The organism is Methanocaldococcus indicus, assembly GCF_049554935.1.
Lineage (GTDB): Archaea > AGJL01 > Methanococci > Methanococcales > Methanocaldococcaceae > Methanocaldococcus > Methanocaldococcus indicus.
Map to the genome: position 1 here is coordinate 1,332,127 of NZ_CP186926.1, position 17,258 is coordinate 1,349,384.

Genomic DNA, 17,258 nt, shown 5'->3' on the forward strand with positions numbered 1-17,258 from the left:
TTATGGTCTTATATATTCCATATTATAATATACTATATCTCCATCATTATCTACAATAGCAATTAACAACTTTTTTCTAACTGAATGAGCCACTCTTACAAAACCAGTTAGCTCACCTAAGTAGATTTTACTGTCTTCATTAAAAACCTTTACTAAATATATTGAATGCTCTTTTTCAATATCTGCCCCTCTCTCATACAATCTAAAATCAGCACCATACTTTAAGCCAGTTTTAATAATATATCCCCTTTTTCTTAAATCTCTATAAACTAAATACTTAATAGTTAATTTTTCTTCTAACTCTTTTGCATAGTTAAATAACTCTTCAAAAGATAAGGTTCTTTTTCCTTTTTTGACAACTAACCAACCTAATTCAACTAAGTATAAAGCTTCAATTAAGGATAAAGATAAAAATTTTCCATTGTAGGAGCCATAGTATTTATTTTTAAACTTTGCTATTCCATTGTTGTCAAAAACAACTACTCTATCACTCTCTAAAATTCCTTCTATTGGGATGATATCACCTTTTCATATATTTCTCTAACTTTTTCAGCTGTTTTTTTCCAGCTAAATTTTTCAGCTGTTTTTCTTGCATTTTTTCCAAGAGTTTTTCTTAAATTTTCATCTTCCATTAAAGTTATAATATATTCTTTAAATTCCTCTTTGTTATTTGCTAAAAAACCATTGTAGTTGTTTGTTATCAACTCTCTTAATCCATATCTATTAAAAGCTACAACTGGTTTATATGATGCAAATCCTTCCAATGCCACTAATCCAAAACCTTCAATCCTTGAAGGAACAGCTACAAAACTACATCTACCAAGGTAGTTTATAACTTCACTATGCTGTTTTTTTCCTAAGAGGATGACATTATCTTTCACTATTTTTTTGACCTTATTGAATAATGGTCCATCACCAATAAAAATAAATTTATAATTTAGCTCCTTACTAATCTCTGCTAAAATATCTACACCCTTTGTTTTTAAAAAAGCTCCTACATAAAGAATATAGTTCTCATCTCCCAAATTTTTATATTTTTCAATATCAATGCCATTATAAATAACAACTCCTTTTCCTACTTCATTTTTTATAGCTTTACTAACACAAATCACTTCATCAGCTTTTTTTATAGAATAGTTAAAAAATAATTTCCCTTTTAAAGAATTTTTTAAAAAGAGAGCATCACTACCATGTAGAGTTAAAATATATGGAATATTAAACTTATCTTTTAATAATGCTCCTAAAAAACCTTGTGGAAATGCATAGTGAGAATGAATTAAATCAATTTCTTCTTTTTCAATAATCTTTTTAGCCAATTTATATGCATTGTATAAATAAGAAATTCCTCTAAATTTTTTTAAGTAATTAACATTATGAATAACTACATTTTTATATTTAGGAGTTGTATAATCATAAGTTAGTATATGAAATTCAATATCTTTAAGATTCTTAACAAGATTATCAACATGTTGAGTAATTCCCCCTAAATGAGGGTAGTATATAGTAGGCATTAAAACTTTCATAACTAACACATAAGTGATATAATATGGATGAATTTAGAATAATTAGAAAAGGAATTATTTTACTATTGTTTTTAGGATTTATTTATATGCTATATCCTTTTTTAGATACCTTTGCTTATGCTGTTGTTTTTGTTTATATGGCTTTACCCATATATAAGTTTTGCAATAGATTTTTAAATAAAACTTTGTCTGCAATAGTTGCAATATTGTTTTATATTGTTCCAATAATTTTAGTGGGGATATACTTCATTTTTACAGTTGTAAATATATTATTAAACACAAATCCAGACTCAATACTATCTTTTTTAGATAGTATTTTAAAATACCAATATTTTTCATATATCAATACAATAGTAAATAAAGAGCTAATTACAGAATATTCTAAAGCAATTTTTACATTTCTTGTTAATTTTATTACTCAGAGATTATTAGATTTTGGATATTTGATTATAAAAATAATAATTGTCCTTTTTTTAACATTTTATTTTTTAAGGGATGGTGATAAAATAAAAGAGTTATGCTTAGATTTAACCCCACCCTACTACAAAGAAAGTATGAACATTTATTTATACTATCTTCATCAATCTTATAAAAACTTGTTTATAACTAATGTAAATATATCCATCATAATTGGTATCTTAGCATATATTGGATATAAAATTTTCTCAATTCCAAACTCAGAGTTATTAGCAATATTAACAGGAATTTTTGCATTACTCCCTATAGTTGGTAGTTGGACAGTTTATGTTTTACTATCTATTTATTATATTTTGTTAGGGGAATATTATAAAGCATTAGCTATATTTATTTATGGACAGATATTTTTATCATTAGCTCCTGATTTTATTATAAGACCTTACTTAGTTAATAAAGAGACAGATATCCATCCTGTATTGGTTGTTATAGCATTCTTAATTGCTCCTCTTACATTAGGAATTGTTGGTTTTGCTGTTGGCCCAATAGTTGTTGGAGCTTTATATGCATACTATCTTGCTAAATATAAATACAAAAGAATATAAAAATTGGTGATATGATGGATTTAAATTATAAAGAACTTGGTTTAAAAGTTGGATTAGAGATACATCAGCAATTAAATACTAAAAGAAAGTTGTTCTGTCATTGTCCAACTAAGTTGTGTGATGATGTAGAGAAAGAAGTTTTTAGAATTCTAAAACCTACTTTGAGTGAGATGGGTGAGATAGATAGAGCAGCTTTATTAGAATTAAGAAAAGGTAAGAAGTTCCTATATCAATATTCATCTAAAAGTGCATGTTTAGTTGAGTTGGATGAAGAGCCTCCACATTTACCAAGTGAAGAAGCTTTAAGAGTAGCTTTGGAAGTTGCTCTATTAATGAATATGAAAACTGTTGATTTAGCTTATACAATGAGAAAGATAGTTATTGATGGCTCTAATACCTCTGGCTTCCAAAGAACAATATTTTTAGCTTATGATGGATTTATTGAGATAGATGGAAAAAAAGTAGGAATAGAAAGTTTATGTTTAGAGGAAGATGCTGCAAGAAAAGTAGAGGATAGAGAGGATGTAGTTGTTTATAACTTAGATAGATTAGGAATACCATTGGTTGAGATATCCACCTCTCCAGATATTGACTCTCCAAAGATGGCAAAAGAGACAGCTAAAAGAATTGGACAAATTTTAAGAGCTACTGGAAAAGTTAAGAGAGGAATTGGGACTATAAGACAAGATATTAATATCTCTATAAAGGATGGTGCAAGAGTTGAGATAAAAGGAGTATCTGAGTTAGATTTGATTGAGAAAGTTGTTAAGAATGAAGTTTTAAGACAACTTAATTTAATAGAGATAAGCAAAGAACTAAAAAATAGAAATGCAAAAGTTATAGAGGAGATTTATGATATAACTGAGTTATTTAAAGATTGTAAATCTAAGATTATACAAAATGCTATAAAAAATGGTGGTAGAGTTAAGGCTATAATTTTAAAAGGATTTGCTGGTTTAGTTGGTAAAGAAATCCAACCAGGAAGAAGATTAGGGACTGAGTTCTCTGATAGGGCTAAAATTATATCAGGTGTTGGAGGAATATTTCATACTGATGAACTTCCTAAATATGGAATTACTGAGGAAGATGTTAAAAAACTTAGAGAGTTTTTAAATGTAGATAAAGAGGACTGTATTGTTATAGTTGCTGACAAGGAGAAGAAAGTAGATAAAGCTTTAAAAGCAGTTATTGATAGGGCAAAAGAAGCAATTGAAGGTGTTCCAGAAGAAACAAGAAGGGCCTTGGAAGATGGAAACACATCATATTTAAGACCTCTTCCAGGAGCTGCAAGAATGTATCCTGAAACAGATATTCCACCAATAAAAATAGATAAAGAACTATTAGAAGATATTAAAAACAACCTTCCAGAACTTCCAGAGGAGAAAATAGAAAGATTCAAAAAAGAATATAAATTAAATGATGAATTAGCCAAGAAAATGGTATTCTCTTATTATGTTGATTTATTTGAAGATTTATGTAAAAAATTTAGAGATATAAAACCAACATTAATAGCTAAAACATTAGAAGAGAGTTTAAAAGAAATTAGAAGAGAAGGATACAATATTGATAATTTAAAAGATGAACATTTCTATATGATATTTGAGTCCCTCTCTAAAGGAAAATTAGCTAAGGAAGGTATTGTAGAGGTTCTAAAAGGATTTTGTGAATATCCAAATAAAGACATAGATGAAATTTTAGAACTTAAAGGATTAAAAGGGTTATCTCAGGAGGAAGTTGAGAAGATTATTGAAGAAATTATTAAAGAAAATATAGAAGTTGTAAAAGAGAAAAAAGAAAAAGCTTTGGGTATGTTGATGGGAAGATGTATGGCAAAATTAAGAGGAAAAGCAGATGGAAAATTAGTTAATGAAATTTTAAGAGAAAAAATTAAAGAATTTATTAATGGTTAATATTTGCATTAATAATTGAAGTACTATCTTTTTCTATATCTCCATCATTGTTTATATTACCACTATTTATTTCTGAATAATCTTTTATAATTATTGTTCCATTATTATTTACATTTATAGTTCCTATTTTTGAGTTTATTAAAATAATTTCTCCATTGTTTTCATTTATATTTAGATTATTAATTATAGAGTTTTTAATTTCTAATACTCCATTACTGATTATTTTTTCAATATTAATATCATTTACTATTCCACCATCTATAACCAACTCAGCATTTCCATTTATTATTGTGGCTTTAATTGTACTTATATATTTATCTTTTAGATTAACATTTACATCTCCAACTATTTCACCTAATTCAGGACTTAAAGAATTAAATCCATCATTTGATATGAAATATATATGATAAATGTTAGGTACATCATCAAAATCTATATTAGAGTTACCTTCTAATCTTAAATATAAGTTATTTATACTTTTTATATTTCCAAGAATTAAGTTTCCATTACCATTTACTTTTATTCTACCATTATTAATTACTCCATTTAAGTTGAATATGTAAGTATCTCCACCAGGAATTTTAATGTATATATTAGGACCTATAACAACTGCATTTGTTAAAGGTTCTTTGTAAAACTCTAAATCTCCATAACCATTTACCTTTATATATAATCCTTCTACATCTGCAGGTTGTAGGTTTGTATTATTAGTCAGATTTATATTATTATATATAGGAGTATTATTGGTTATATTAGTGTTCTCATTATTATGACAACATCCTTTTTCAATCTCAAATGTTATATACATTATGTTATTATCTTCATTAGACTCATTAACTAAGTTATTATAATCTACATAGATAGCTAAAGTGTGGTTATATTCTTCACATTCACATTTGCAACATTTTGATGTAGAGATTGTATAATCAAATATAACAGTTTTTGTTTCATCTACTCCTAAACTATCTATTTCTTTACTATCTACAGAGTAATTATTATCACGTAGTCCAACATAGAACTTTGATGCTGAGGCATTACCTATATTTTTAACAACTACTTCAATCTCTACATTAGTGTTGTTTTTACATCTATGTCTAAATTGATTTTGTGACTCTTGATTTTCCCCATGATTTTTTACTTGTTCTTCCCATCTATGACAGTATTTTGTTCCATTGTTGTAGATAATATTTACTTCATAAGGTATTAAGTCAGGTAATTTTACTGTTATTGGTTGTGTCTCAGATATGTTAATTACAACAGTTTTTGTTATACTACTTGTTAAGTTTTTGTTATCAACAACAGTTAAAGTTACATTATAAGTTCCTGGAGTATATGTATGAGTAATAATTGGAGTAGTAGTTTCCTCTTTTGAGCCATCTCCAAAGTTCCAAATATATTTAACTATTTCCCCATTAGGTGAGTAGGATTTAGAAGCATCAAAAATTACCTCAACATTTGAAATCTCATCACTACTTTTAATTTCCCCATTTACAAGGACAATTTTGTGTTTTGAATATCTACTACCTTTCCATATATAGATTGAAGCATTATCTCCTTTAATTTCTATATAATATTGACCTAAACTTTTCCCATTACCATTAGTTTCATGAGTAATATTATATTCTAAATTACCTACAAATTCAACCATGCATCCTGATATATGGTAAGATTTGTTATCAATGAGTATTGTAGCTTTTCCAATAACCTTAAATTCTATTGTGTTAGCAATTCCTGAGTATGGAACTGATATGTCTCTCAAATTTATTGATTTGCCATCTATTTTTAATATAACTGGCTTTCCTGATCCTGGATTAATTCTATTGACAAATTCAAAACTATACTTATCTTTAAGATTTATATAATATTCAAAATCTGCAATTGGTTTTTTTGTTGTATTGGTAGTATTTGTAGTTGTATTTTGTTGTTCTTCTGTTATATTTGTGCTAATTGGTGATATTTCAGGTTTATATACAAAGTATCCAATAGCTTCTTTTTTTACAGTATTTGTTGCATTTCCTAAAAATTTTATATCTGGCTTAGCTACTTGGACAGTTAATACAGCCCCACCTATAATAACTCCCAATATTAATATAATTAATTCTAAGGATACTTGCCCCTTTTTCATAAATAATTCACCTCCAAAATTAATTTTTTGTAAATTTATAGTATATTAATAATTCTAATTGTAATGTCATAAATTCAAATTAATAATTATAAGAAAAATATTTATAGAACTTCATAAACATATTATATTCAAACTCATATATAAAGGTGATGATATGGTAGTAGATGCAAAAGAGGTAGAAATTGTAAATACTCATGTTTTTGAGACATTAGGAAATCCTGAAAAAGAGAGAGAATTTAAACTAAAATCCTTAAAAAGATGGGGATTTGATTTAATATTTGGGAAAATCGATGGAAAAGAGACATACTTTACTGCTGAAATTGATACAAAAAAAGCAGGAGATAAATATACAAAAGATGAGAAAGAGTATGAAGTTGTTGAAGTTTTAGAAGAACTACCAAAAGGTAGAGAACTCTATGCACATATAGAAATGGAAATGGGTAGAGCATATATTGTTTGTGAGCTAAGAGATGAAGATGGAAACAACATAGAAGTTTTGAGAGTTCCAGCTGCTGCTTTATTGTTGGCTTTCTTTAAAAAGAATAAATTGAGCAATTTAATAAAAGCTATTAGAAATGTTGGAGTTAGTTCTGAATTAGTTTTACAAAAAGCTCCTGGAGGAAAACCCTTACCTTATGAAGAACTTCCTAATTCAATTAGAAGATTTATAAGAAGTGTTAGAAAAGTTGAAAAAGAGACAGGATTTGGTAGATTGGCAATTGCATACTATGGAGAAACAAAAGATAAAGAACCAAGATTTTGGTTCTCTTGGCTATTACCAACTATTGCATTATTTGATTTAGATATAGCTAAAAAAACTGAGCAAACATTAGGAATATTAAAGAGTGATTAAAAGAAATCTGTTAATTTAGCTTGTTTTTTCTTATCATTTTCAAATAATGATTTAATTCCATCTTTTATTAATCTTAATCTTTGTTTAACATACTCATCTACTTTATAATCCTCAGCCATTTTCTCTGCTACATCTAAATACTTCTCAACTGCTCCTTTTGAAACTGTCAATATCAATTTAGAGCCACATTTTGGACATACTCCTCTCAATGGAATTCTCCTAAATTTAGCTCCACACTTACATCTAACACCTTGTCTTGAAAAAGCCCTTAAATTACCAATTAAATCAGGAATAAAGTGAGAATTAATAACTTTCTCAGCTACATCTTTCTCATCAACAGCTACAATCTTTTTAGCTATATCTAACTGTGCATTTGTTTTGTCTAACATTGTTCCTAAGGTTTTGTATAAACAAACTTTTGGACCTAAATCTATAGATGTAGTTTCATGGGTATAACCAAGATTTTCATATTGTTCTTCTTTTCCTAATCTATCTTCAACAATCTCCATTATATCTCTAACATCTTTTGGAGAAACCATTTCTAAGGTTTTTTCATAAAATTCTAATGGATATCTCCACATAACATCCATATTATGAACTTCCCCATCTACTTCTTTTGGGTCTAATATAGTTGTTAAAACAAGAGGTGCATCCATCTGCCCTCCTCTTTTATCTGGTAGAAAGAGTTTAGAGAAGTTTAAGAATGCATCCAACAATAGAAAGAAGGCATCCTCATCTCCATCACATTGATGTGTTAGTATATTCTCATTTATTATTACATTATGATATTTCTTAGCATTTATTGAATATATAAACTCATCTTCACATTGTATTATTTCAATATGATTAATCTTGGTAGTATATATATTTATTACATTATCTAAATCAACATTATCAATTATAACCATTAACTCTCCTTCTTTAACATCCATAGCTAATTTTTTTATGAATCTTCCATTTTCATAAACTAAAACTGGATGGTCATAAGTTGTTGTAAATTCTCTATTTCCATCTAATTTTATCTTTATAAGATGATTAGGAGCTCTTATCTTTAAAACTTCTTCAATATCTGTTAAAATAACTTTTTTACTTTCTATATCAAAAGAATAAACTTTAATATTTACTTTTGGTTTATTTTTTATATAGGAGAATTTCTCATATCTTTCATTTTCAAAAAGTTCATATAAATCTTTTAAGGTTATTCTTTCAACATTTCCATTAATATTTACTAAAATTTCAGTATCTCCTGGGAAACAGTTTCTTCTCTTAGCTGCATGATAGTAAGGATGAGCATAGCCAACATTTGCTTTAACATATCCTATAATTCTACCAACCATTCCAGCAGATGTGTGGGGAGCCATTCCTATAACTAAATGTCCAATTAAGTCCTCTTTTTCTTTAACATTGTAAAATCTTTCTTTTTTATAAAATCTTTCCAATAGTTCATCTATAAAATTAGCAACTCTAACAAAATATTCTGCACAACTCTCTGGAATTATGACATCTTGAGGCTTTAATTCTAAAATTTGATTTTCATCTTTTAACTCATTTCCATAAATATCTCTATCATATCCCAACTCTCTCAACTTTTCAACAGATGCATTTATCTCCTTAGGTTTAAAATGAGTAACTGGCATATCTGTGCAGTCAAATCTTGCAGTCCCATCTTTAAATACATAAACATCATTTTTAGCTCTTAAAATAGCTTTCTCTAATGGTTCAACAATCTTCTTCTTAGATGTCATCCCTTTAATACACTTAACATCCCCAGATTTATTTAAATTTAGTCTCTTTAATGCCAAGTATAGATAATCTTTTAAAGGAGCTTTAATCTTTCCAAATTTATTTAGTTCTACTCTTTCACCACAGTAAGGACAAACTCTATATAGTGAGATTTTTCCACAATTTTCACAAATTCCAAAACTTACCTCAATATCATCTGTTTTATTCTCTTCAACAGCTTTATTTATTAATCTAACTTGTCCTCCTGCATTACCAATAGGGAATAATCCACAAACAGGAGGTTTCATTTTTCTTGGAGCTGCTTTTTCAGGCCTTCCCATCCTTGCTCCAACATAAACATAAGTATTTCTTCTAATCTCAAATGGTGATAATAAATTAATTAAATGCATAGAGTTTTTAGCTTCTTCTAAAATTTTATCTAAATTGTCAATAAGTAATTTTTTCTCTTTAACATCATAGCCCAAAGAATAAAGAAGAGGATAATATTCTTCAATTAAAATTTTGTTTTCTCTAACTAAATGACAGCAGCCAATATCTTCTAATATTCTTTTAATATCTAAATCCAAATCAACACTCCAATATTTTTTATTATCTTTCTCAATCTCTTTACCTTTAATTAAATACTCTCTCAATTTTATAATATCTTCTTTCTCAACATCATGCCATCTATATGTATATCTTGGATGGAGGGGTGTATTTGTTCTTAAAGCAAAAGATACAGCTTCTTCTGGATTTGGATTATTTATAAAATCTTTTTTGTATTCAATATTCTTACTCTTTAAAAGTTCTTCATACCACTCTTCACACCAACAACTTGGAATTAGAGGATGATTGTTCTCTAAAAAATCTCCATAATTAACTAAAACATCCCCTAAAAATAGTATTTTATCTACTTTATCCCTTAACTCTATTGCTTTCTCAACACTTTCAACTCTAACAACATCTCCATTTTTTAATCTAACAATTGGTCCTTCAATTGAATCAACTGGAGCAGCAACTGTCCCTTTTCCAGGACGTTCAGTTTTTAGTTGAGTTCCAATAGCAATAAATTCATTTAATAGATACATTAAAGCAGGATGTATTCCTTGTGTAGCAAATCCAGTATTCCTACTTCTCCCATATCTTAATCTAAAACCTCCTTTTTTAGATGGATGTGCAAAAACAGGCCTTCCAGCTATAACTTCACTAATAAACTTCTTGTTTGCCTCTATTTTTATATCTCTCCAATAAGTATTTATTTCTGATTCTTCAATTTCTTCATCTTCTAAATTTTCATCCTCATCTTTTTCTTCTTCTTTTCCTTTATTAACAAAATCTTTTAACCAATCCCATCCTTCTAAATTCAGTTTTTCAACTCTTTTTAAAATTTTAGGAGCTTTTAATAAAACTCCCTCAACAATAACTAATAAAGCTCCACCTCTTAATTGGTTAGTTTCTACTCTCTTTAAATCTCTATGCCCTGAAACTTCAACATTGTCAGTTGCTTCTCCAGTTATCTCTATTGGTATATTTCTTATAGCTTTTCTTATCTCATCTGCTGTTGGAGAGTATTGGAAAGAACCTACCTCAGATTGATACAACTCTACCTCTTCAACATACCTCTCAATTTCATCCTCAGTTGGTTTATATCTATCTAATCCCATAGCTTTTCTAACAAAATCTCCAACTAAAACAGATAAAGCTTGAGCTGTCCCCCCAGCACTTCTTATTGGTCCAGCATAATAGATAGCTAAGTATTCAGTTCCATCAAAATTTTTTTTAATTTTAACATCAGCTATTCCTTCTATTGGAGCTGCAACAATCCCTTCTGTTAAAACAGCTAATGCAGTTCTAACTGCCTGCTCAGCTAATTTTTCTCTATCAATTTCTCCAAATTTTCCATTAACTATCTCTTCAGCTATTTTTAAAGCTGCCTCTTCCTTTCCATATTCATTTACAAGTTCTCTAATCCTTTCAGCTACTCCTTTTGGTCCTACTAACCCCTCAACTCTATCAGCCATATCTTTTGCTAATGGAATCTCAACATAATCCTCCGGGTCTAATCCCATCTTTCTACATTCTTCTGCTATCTTGTAAATTCTTTCAACTTCTTTAATTAAATTTTCAAAGTATTTTTTCATTCTTTCTGAACAAACTACGTGCATATTCTCACAAATTAGTTATTTAAATACATAATTTAGCTATTTTTAATCTACAAAATAAATTTTATATAACATAATTTATATTTTACCACTCTTTATGAAATGCTTAGCCATTAGTGGAAGAGCAATTGCAAATATATTTAAAAAGAGATATTCAAAAAAGCCAATAAATAAGAAAGATTTAAGAAAGTATAAACTTTATCCAATTCCTTCTTTGACTGTTGATGGAATTCTTGAAATGAATAAAAAGATTTTACTTATAAAAAGGAAAAATAATCCTTATAAAGATTTTTATGCACTTCCTGGTGGATTTGTAGAGTGTGGAGAGACATTAGAAGAAGCTATTATTAGAGAAATAAAAGAAGAAACAAATTTAGATGTTGAAGTAGAGTCATTATTTAATGTTTATTCCTCCCCAAATAGAGACCCAAGAGGACATATTGTAACTGTTGTTTATATTTTAAAATGTATAGGAGGAGAATTAAAAGCTAAAACAGATGCAAAAGATGTTAAGTTTTTTGATATAAATAATCTTCCTAAATTAGCTTTTGACCATGAAAAAATAATAAATGACTATATAAGGTGGAAATATGGTTAAGTTTTGTCCAAAATGTAACAATATAATGCTACCTGCTGGAGAAAATTGTTTAAGATGTGCAGTTTGTGGATATGAAGAAAAAGCAGAAAAAAGTAAAGAAGAATATGAATACAAGGAACATTTAGAAAAAAAGGAGAAAATTGTTGTTATTGAAGGTAAGAACTTAGATACTCTTCCAACTACAAGAGTAGAATGTCCAAAATGTGGACATAATGAAGCTTATTGGTGGATGGAACAGACAAGATGTGCTGATGAACCAGAAACAAGATTCTACAAATGTAAAAAATGTGGGCACACTTGGAGAGAGTATGATTAAAATAATAAATGTTAAATACTATATAATAATAAAATTTTAAAAAATTTTAATATTGGTGAAAAAATGGAAGCATTAGTTTTGGTTGGGCATGGTAGTAGATTACCATACAGCAAAGAACTTTTGATAAAAATAGCTGAAAAAATAAAGGAAAGAAATATATTTCCAATTGTTGAGATTGGATTAATGGAATTTAATGAACCAACAATTCCTCAAGCAGTTAAAAGTGCAATAGAAAAAGGTGCTAAAAAAATTATTGTTGTTCCTGTATTTTTAGCTCATGGTATTCACACAACAAGAGATATTCCAAAGTTGTTAGGCTTAATTGAAGACAATGGAGAAGAAGAACATCACCATCATCATCACCATCACCACCATCATCATGAACATGAAAAATTAGAAATTCCTGAGGATGTAGAGATTATATATAGAGAGCCAATAGGAGCTGATGATAGAATTGTTGATATTGTTTTAGATAGAGCTTTTGGAAAATAAATTTAAAATATAATTTTGGATGTTATCAATTTTAATTTTTATATCTTCTGGGACTTTATAATTTAATTTTATACTTTTCCCATAATATCCATCTAAAAATGCTCTAACACCATATTTAAGTCCTAAACTGTATCCACCTTCTAAAACAGCTGCAATAGAATAATTAGATAATGTATTTCCAATATAGTAATAAAATTTTTCATCTAAATATGTATTAGACAAACCATCATTTTTATAACCATCAAAGCCAGCAGATATGAGTATAATCTTAGGTTTTATTTTATCTAAAATTGGAAGGACAACATTATCCCATGCATATAAATACTCATCATTTTTTGAATATGGTGGAAGAGGAATATTTATTTTTGTTCTATAGCAATTATCTCCTGTAAAAGGATACAGATAAGATTGATGTAAATCTATGTGAATAACATTATCATCATCTAAAAATATATCTTGTGTTCCATTTCCATGATGTACATCAAAATCTATAACTACAACTTTTTTAAGATAGTTTTTAGCTAATTTAATAGCTCCAGCTATATTGTTAAATATGCAAAATCCATTTGTTGATGTATTCGCTTTTCCATTCTTTCCAGCATGGTGCCCTGGTGGCCTTGTTAATGCAAAAACTAAATCTTTCTCGTCTTTGGCTAATAAAAATGAATATTTTGCCATTTTAAATGATGTTAAAGCAGCAACTAATGTTCCATCTGAAATATAAGTATCTGGGTCTAAGTATCCTCTTGTATTAATTACTTTATCCACATATTCTTTACTGTGAACCTCCAATATTTCATTTAAATTAGCTAATTCACTAAAATGAACTATTTGATAGCTATCTAAAATAGATGATAAAATAATTTTCAATCTTTTAGGATTTTCTGGATGACCTTCTGGAACTTTATGTTTTAAAGTATTTTCACTATATAGTATCATAATTTAATCCTTTTTGATTTCTTTTAGGACATTGTAGAATCTGTTTAATGTTTTTCTTAAACTTCTTAGTCCTTCATCATCTTCTTTAACTCCTTCTTCTCCTTTATCTTTACTCCAAAAAGTAGCTCCTAAATTAGCTCCAAAACTCCCTCCACTAACTGGAATCATCTCATTTATTAAATAAAAATCATGAATAGTCCTTAAAGCTATTTCTTGCCCACCTACTCTATATCCTCCAACAGCAATTCCCATTCCTATTTTAGACACTGTCAAGTTAACGACATCAACCAATTGTAGAACATCATGAAACTTTTAATCCAGCTAACAACTGTATCGAATTTGCTGTTATTAGGAAACCTATTATAAAATGCTTTAGTTCTTCGTTTGAGTAGTGAGAAAAAGCTTTCTACACAATTTCTCAGTCCGAATCTGACTCTTTCAAATTCTAAACCCAATCTTTGCCATGCCCACGGATACCATCTTCCACCATCGACCAAAATCTTCGGCTTATTAGAGCAAAATTTTAATATACTCTTAACGAATAATATAGTATCGAGGCAGTTTCTTGTTTCAGAAACATAAACTCCCAAGCACTCTTTCGATTCAACATCAATAGCAGACCATACGTAAATATTTTCATTTCCAATCTTTAGTTTGGTCTCATCGATTGCAATTGCGTATCTTTCCTTTCTTTCAGGTTCGTTTAAAACATCTTTAATCTTGTGATAATAAGTCCTAACCGACTCATGGCTTATACTTTCGAATTGGGAAAGAAACAAACTTACCTTCCTCAACGATAGTCCAAGATAATACAAAATCCCAGCTAAGATTTTAACTTCTATCGACTTCTTATTCCTTTTAAAAATCTTCTCCTCTTCGATTCTCTCCTTTAAGACTTCTATCGTGAGCTTCATATTTTATTATTTTTTATCAATTATTAATAAAAGCTTAACTTGACACTCTCAAAAAAATATTTTAGGTCTAATTATGAATTACTTAATAAAATATAAAATAAATAATTAAATAAACAAGAGGTGAAAAATTTGGAAAATCTAATAGTAAAAAACAAACTTCCAATATTAATTTTATTATTTTATATAATTTTTGGAGCTATTCTTCAATATTATGGGATTTCACAATTTAAATCTTTACCTTCTCCTATTTTTGGTGGAGATTACTACTACCAGATGGGTGTTATTTGGCATATTAGAGAAGGAGGAAATCCTTTAGAAAGCTCTTCTATGCTTGGAGGTATTCCAGGATATCTCCCATTGTATGGATTTTTATGTGCTAAGTTTTGTGACTTATTTAACTTAGACACAATGAAGGGAATGTTTTATTTTTCTATAGTGTTGTTTGTTGTAGCAAGTATTATATGGTTTTATTTGTTTAGAGTTTTGTTTAGAGATGATTGGATAGCTTTAATAGGAGTAGCTTTAGCAAATGGAATAAATGCTTATCCAATACTAAAATATACAAACTTTACTCATCAAATTATGTTACCTTTATTTATTCTTACTCTATATTTAGCATTTAAAGAGAGAAAGATAATTTATTATGCTCTATTGGGATTGATATATGGATTATTAACTTTATCACATATGGTTGCATTTGTTGGAGCAACATTAATAATAGCTACTTTTATTGTTTATGAAATATATAAAAATAGAAATAATATAATAGATTACTTAAAAGAGAATATAAAAAACTGGGGAGTTTTTGGAATTATTGCATTACCTATATTAATGCTTTATTGGTATAAACCAATATTTGTTTATCATTTACATAGACCTTATGATAGAGTTCATATGGACATCTGGGATTTTGGAAGGTTTGATGTGCAGATAACTTTTTTAATAGATACTATAAAAAGATATTTGTTTAACTTTTTGTCATTGGGTGGATTTATATTAACTATACTTACATGGCTTGGAATATATGCATATATAAAATCTGAAGAATCTAAACTAAAAGAATTTATAAAAATATTTTGTTTAGGCTCAATATTTGCAACTTTTAGTTATTTTATAACTGAGCCATTATTTAAAATCAATTTCATACCAAACTATATGTCCTATTTTTATCTTTGGATATCTTCAATAATCATAGGATTATATGGACTTAGTTATTTAAAAGAAAAATACAGTTTGAATATTATAAATAGAGAGTTAATTGTCTTTGGAACTTTATTTTTAGTTTTATTTGCAAATACAACCTATGGGTTCATAAACTATATAGAAAACAATAAATGGGCACAAGTAGGAAAACATCCTTTACCTGAAATGTATATTTCATTACAACACTATATACTAACTCACACCAATGTGAATGATGTATTTTTATCTACAAAAGAATTAAGTTTTATGATTAATTCACTAACAGGAAGAAAAGTTATGGTAGATAGATGGGCACAACAAAATAATCCATATGCAAATTTACCTCAAAGAGATATGGATACCGCTATAATTTTATATGGAAATGATACAAATAAAAAATTAGAGTTAATCAAAAAATATCATATTAAATACTTGTATTGGGACTATAATTGGATATCTACTGAATTCTATATTGATAAATATGGAAGAATAGTTGGAATTTATGACCCACTAATGACCTATGATACAAAAGAGAATAGAGAATATCTAAATAAATATGGTGTAAAATATATTCCAATATATTACTGGATTGACCCATCATGTAGAAATGAATACGTAAGAAAGTTCCATATATTAGTTATTTCCCCAGAAAACTATTACAACTTTACACATCCATGGAAACCAGATTTAGATAAATACTTAGTAGAAGTTTGGAATTACACATATAATGGGCAAAAGATAGCTGTTTTATATAAAATTAATTTAAGTGATAACCAATGAAAAAGGTATCTATTGTTATTCCTGCATATAATGAGGAAAAAACTATAGAAAAAATTTTAAAAAAAATTTTAGATGTGAAATTACCATTAGAAAAAGAAATTATCATTGTAAATGATGGCTCAACAGATAAAACAAAAGATATAGTTGAAGAGTTTATAAAAAAACATCCAAATGAAAATATTAAGCTAATTAATAAAGAAAATGGTGGAAAAGGTAGTGCATTGAAAGTTGGAATTAAACACTCAACAGGAGATATAATAATTATACAAGATGCTGATTTAGAATATGACCCAAATGACTATCCAAAATTAATAAAACCTATATTAGAAGGAAAAACAAAAGTAGTATATGGGTCAAGATTAAGAAAAAGAAATAAATTTTCACATATATCTTTTTTATTAGGAGGGTTATTAATTACAACCTTAACAAACTTACTTTATTTTACATTTTTAACAGATGAACCTACATGTTATAAAGTATTTCATAAAGATTTGAAAGATATTTTAATTAATGCAGAAGGTAATAAGTTTGATTGGGAACCAGAAGTAACTGCTAAAATATTAAGGAAGGGATATAAAATATATGAAGTGCCTATTAATTACTATCCAAGAACAAAAAAAGAAGGGAAAAAAATTAGATGGAAAGATGGATTAGAGGCAGTATATACTTTAATTAAATGGAGATTTAAAAAGATTTAATATTTATTTCATATTTTTCTATATA

14 protein-coding genes and 1 pseudogene are annotated in these 17,258 nt (G+C 27.8%); 8 read left to right on the top strand and 7 right to left on the bottom strand.

Translation table 11 applies throughout. The features are described 5' to 3' along the window. Together endA and ACPB8Q_RS07520 are read right to left on the bottom strand one after the other, a co-directional pair. On the bottom strand, positions 1 to 519 hold the full coding sequence (gene endA, locus ACPB8Q_RS07515; protein ID WP_423793436.1) for a tRNA-intron lyase: 519 nt from the start codon (positions 517 to 519) through the stop codon (positions 1 to 3). Further along, entirely contained in the window at positions 507 to 1,523 is a 1,017-nt protein-coding gene (locus ACPB8Q_RS07520; protein ID WP_423792556.1) for a glycosyltransferase family 4 protein, read from the bottom strand. The genes endA and ACPB8Q_RS07520 overlap by 13 nt, the downstream gene beginning before the upstream one ends. 23 nt (positions 1,524 to 1,546) lie before the next feature. Here ACPB8Q_RS07520 and ACPB8Q_RS07525 point away from each other — a divergent pair, with 23 nt between their 5' ends. Both ACPB8Q_RS07525 and gatE read left to right on the top strand, forming a co-directional pair. Next, positions 1,547 to 2,542, top strand: coding sequence for an AI-2E family transporter (locus tag ACPB8Q_RS07525; protein WP_423792557.1), 996 nt, complete (start codon positions 1,547 to 1,549; stop codon positions 2,540 to 2,542). 14 nt (positions 2,543 to 2,556) lie between these two features. Continuing rightward, complete coding sequence (gatE, locus tag ACPB8Q_RS07530; RefSeq protein ID WP_423792558.1) at positions 2,557 to 4,452, top strand: Glu-tRNA(Gln) amidotransferase subunit GatE; 1,896 nt, start codon at positions 2,557 to 2,559, stop codon at positions 4,450 to 4,452. Here gatE and ACPB8Q_RS07535 read toward each other — a convergent pair. After that, entirely contained in the window at positions 4,442 to 6,577 is a 2,136-nt protein-coding gene (locus ACPB8Q_RS07535; protein ID WP_423792559.1) for a PKD domain-containing protein, read from the bottom strand. The two genes, gatE and ACPB8Q_RS07535, sit on opposite strands and share 11 nt — an antisense overlap. Before the next feature lie 154 nt (positions 6,578 to 6,731). On the opposite strand from ACPB8Q_RS07535, the gene ACPB8Q_RS07540 reads away from it, so the two are divergent. Beyond that, positions 6,732 to 7,430: a TIGR00703 family protein gene (locus ACPB8Q_RS07540; RefSeq protein ID WP_423792560.1), complete on the top strand. Its 699-nt coding sequence runs from the start codon at positions 6,732 to 6,734 to the stop codon at positions 7,428 to 7,430. Here ACPB8Q_RS07540 and ACPB8Q_RS07545 read toward each other — a convergent pair. Then, positions 7,427 to 11,317, bottom strand: coding sequence for a DNA-directed DNA polymerase II large subunit (locus ACPB8Q_RS07545; protein WP_423792561.1), 3,891 nt, complete (start codon positions 11,315 to 11,317; stop codon positions 7,427 to 7,429). The genes ACPB8Q_RS07540 and ACPB8Q_RS07545 overlap by 4 nt on opposite strands. 94 nt (positions 11,318 to 11,411) lie before the next feature. Here ACPB8Q_RS07545 and ACPB8Q_RS07550 point away from each other — a divergent pair, with 94 nt between their 5' ends. The 3 genes from ACPB8Q_RS07550 to cfbA all read left to right on the top strand — a co-directional run bounded on the left by ACPB8Q_RS07550 (position 11,412) and on the right by cfbA (position 12,720). After that, on the top strand, positions 11,412 to 11,912 hold the full coding sequence (locus tag ACPB8Q_RS07550; protein ID WP_423792562.1) for an NUDIX domain-containing protein: 501 nt from the start codon (positions 11,412 to 11,414) through the stop codon (positions 11,910 to 11,912). Further along, a complete protein-coding gene (locus ACPB8Q_RS07555; protein WP_423792563.1) occupies positions 11,905 to 12,228 on the top strand; it encodes an RPA12/RPB9/RPC11 RNA polymerase family protein in 324 nt (107 codons plus the stop codon). Before ACPB8Q_RS07550 ends, ACPB8Q_RS07555 begins: the two co-directional genes overlap by 8 nt. Positions 12,229 to 12,291: 63 nt before the next feature. Beyond that, on the top strand, positions 12,292 to 12,720 hold the full coding sequence (cfbA, locus tag ACPB8Q_RS07560; RefSeq protein WP_423792564.1) for a sirohydrochlorin nickelochelatase: 429 nt from the start codon (positions 12,292 to 12,294) through the stop codon (positions 12,718 to 12,720). Here cfbA and ACPB8Q_RS07565 read toward each other — a convergent pair. From ACPB8Q_RS07565 to ACPB8Q_RS07575, 3 genes and pseudogenes are all read right to left on the bottom strand, one after another. Continuing rightward, the gene (locus tag ACPB8Q_RS07565) at positions 12,697 to 13,659 is read right to left on the bottom strand and encodes a histone deacetylase family protein (protein ID WP_423792565.1); all 963 of its coding nucleotides are present in this window, start codon (positions 13,657 to 13,659) and stop codon (positions 12,697 to 12,699) included. The genes cfbA and ACPB8Q_RS07565 overlap by 24 nt on opposite strands. A gap of 3 nt (positions 13,660 to 13,662) precedes the next feature. Then, positions 13,663 to 13,920, bottom strand: a pseudogene (locus ACPB8Q_RS07570) (flavodoxin family protein); the annotation flags it as partial. A gap of 8 nt (positions 13,921 to 13,928) precedes the next feature. Continuing rightward, positions 13,929 to 14,573: an IS6 family transposase gene (locus ACPB8Q_RS07575; RefSeq protein ID WP_423792566.1), complete on the bottom strand. Its 645-nt coding sequence runs from the start codon at positions 14,571 to 14,573 to the stop codon at positions 13,929 to 13,931. 129 nt (positions 14,574 to 14,702) lie between these two features. Between ACPB8Q_RS07575 and ACPB8Q_RS07580 the strand changes: the two genes are divergently transcribed. Together ACPB8Q_RS07580 and ACPB8Q_RS07585 are read left to right on the top strand one after the other, a co-directional pair. Beyond that, positions 14,703 to 16,535 carry a hypothetical protein gene (locus ACPB8Q_RS07580; RefSeq protein ID WP_423792567.1) on the top strand — a complete coding sequence of 611 codons (1,833 nt, stop codon included), beginning with the start codon at positions 14,703 to 14,705 and terminating at the stop codon, positions 16,533 to 16,535. Beyond that, a complete protein-coding gene (locus tag ACPB8Q_RS07585; RefSeq protein ID WP_423792568.1) occupies positions 16,532 to 17,233 on the top strand; it encodes a glycosyltransferase family 2 protein in 702 nt (233 codons plus the stop codon). The genes ACPB8Q_RS07580 and ACPB8Q_RS07585 overlap by 4 nt, the downstream gene beginning before the upstream one ends. The last annotated feature ends 25 nt before the right edge of the window (positions 17,234 to 17,258 follow it).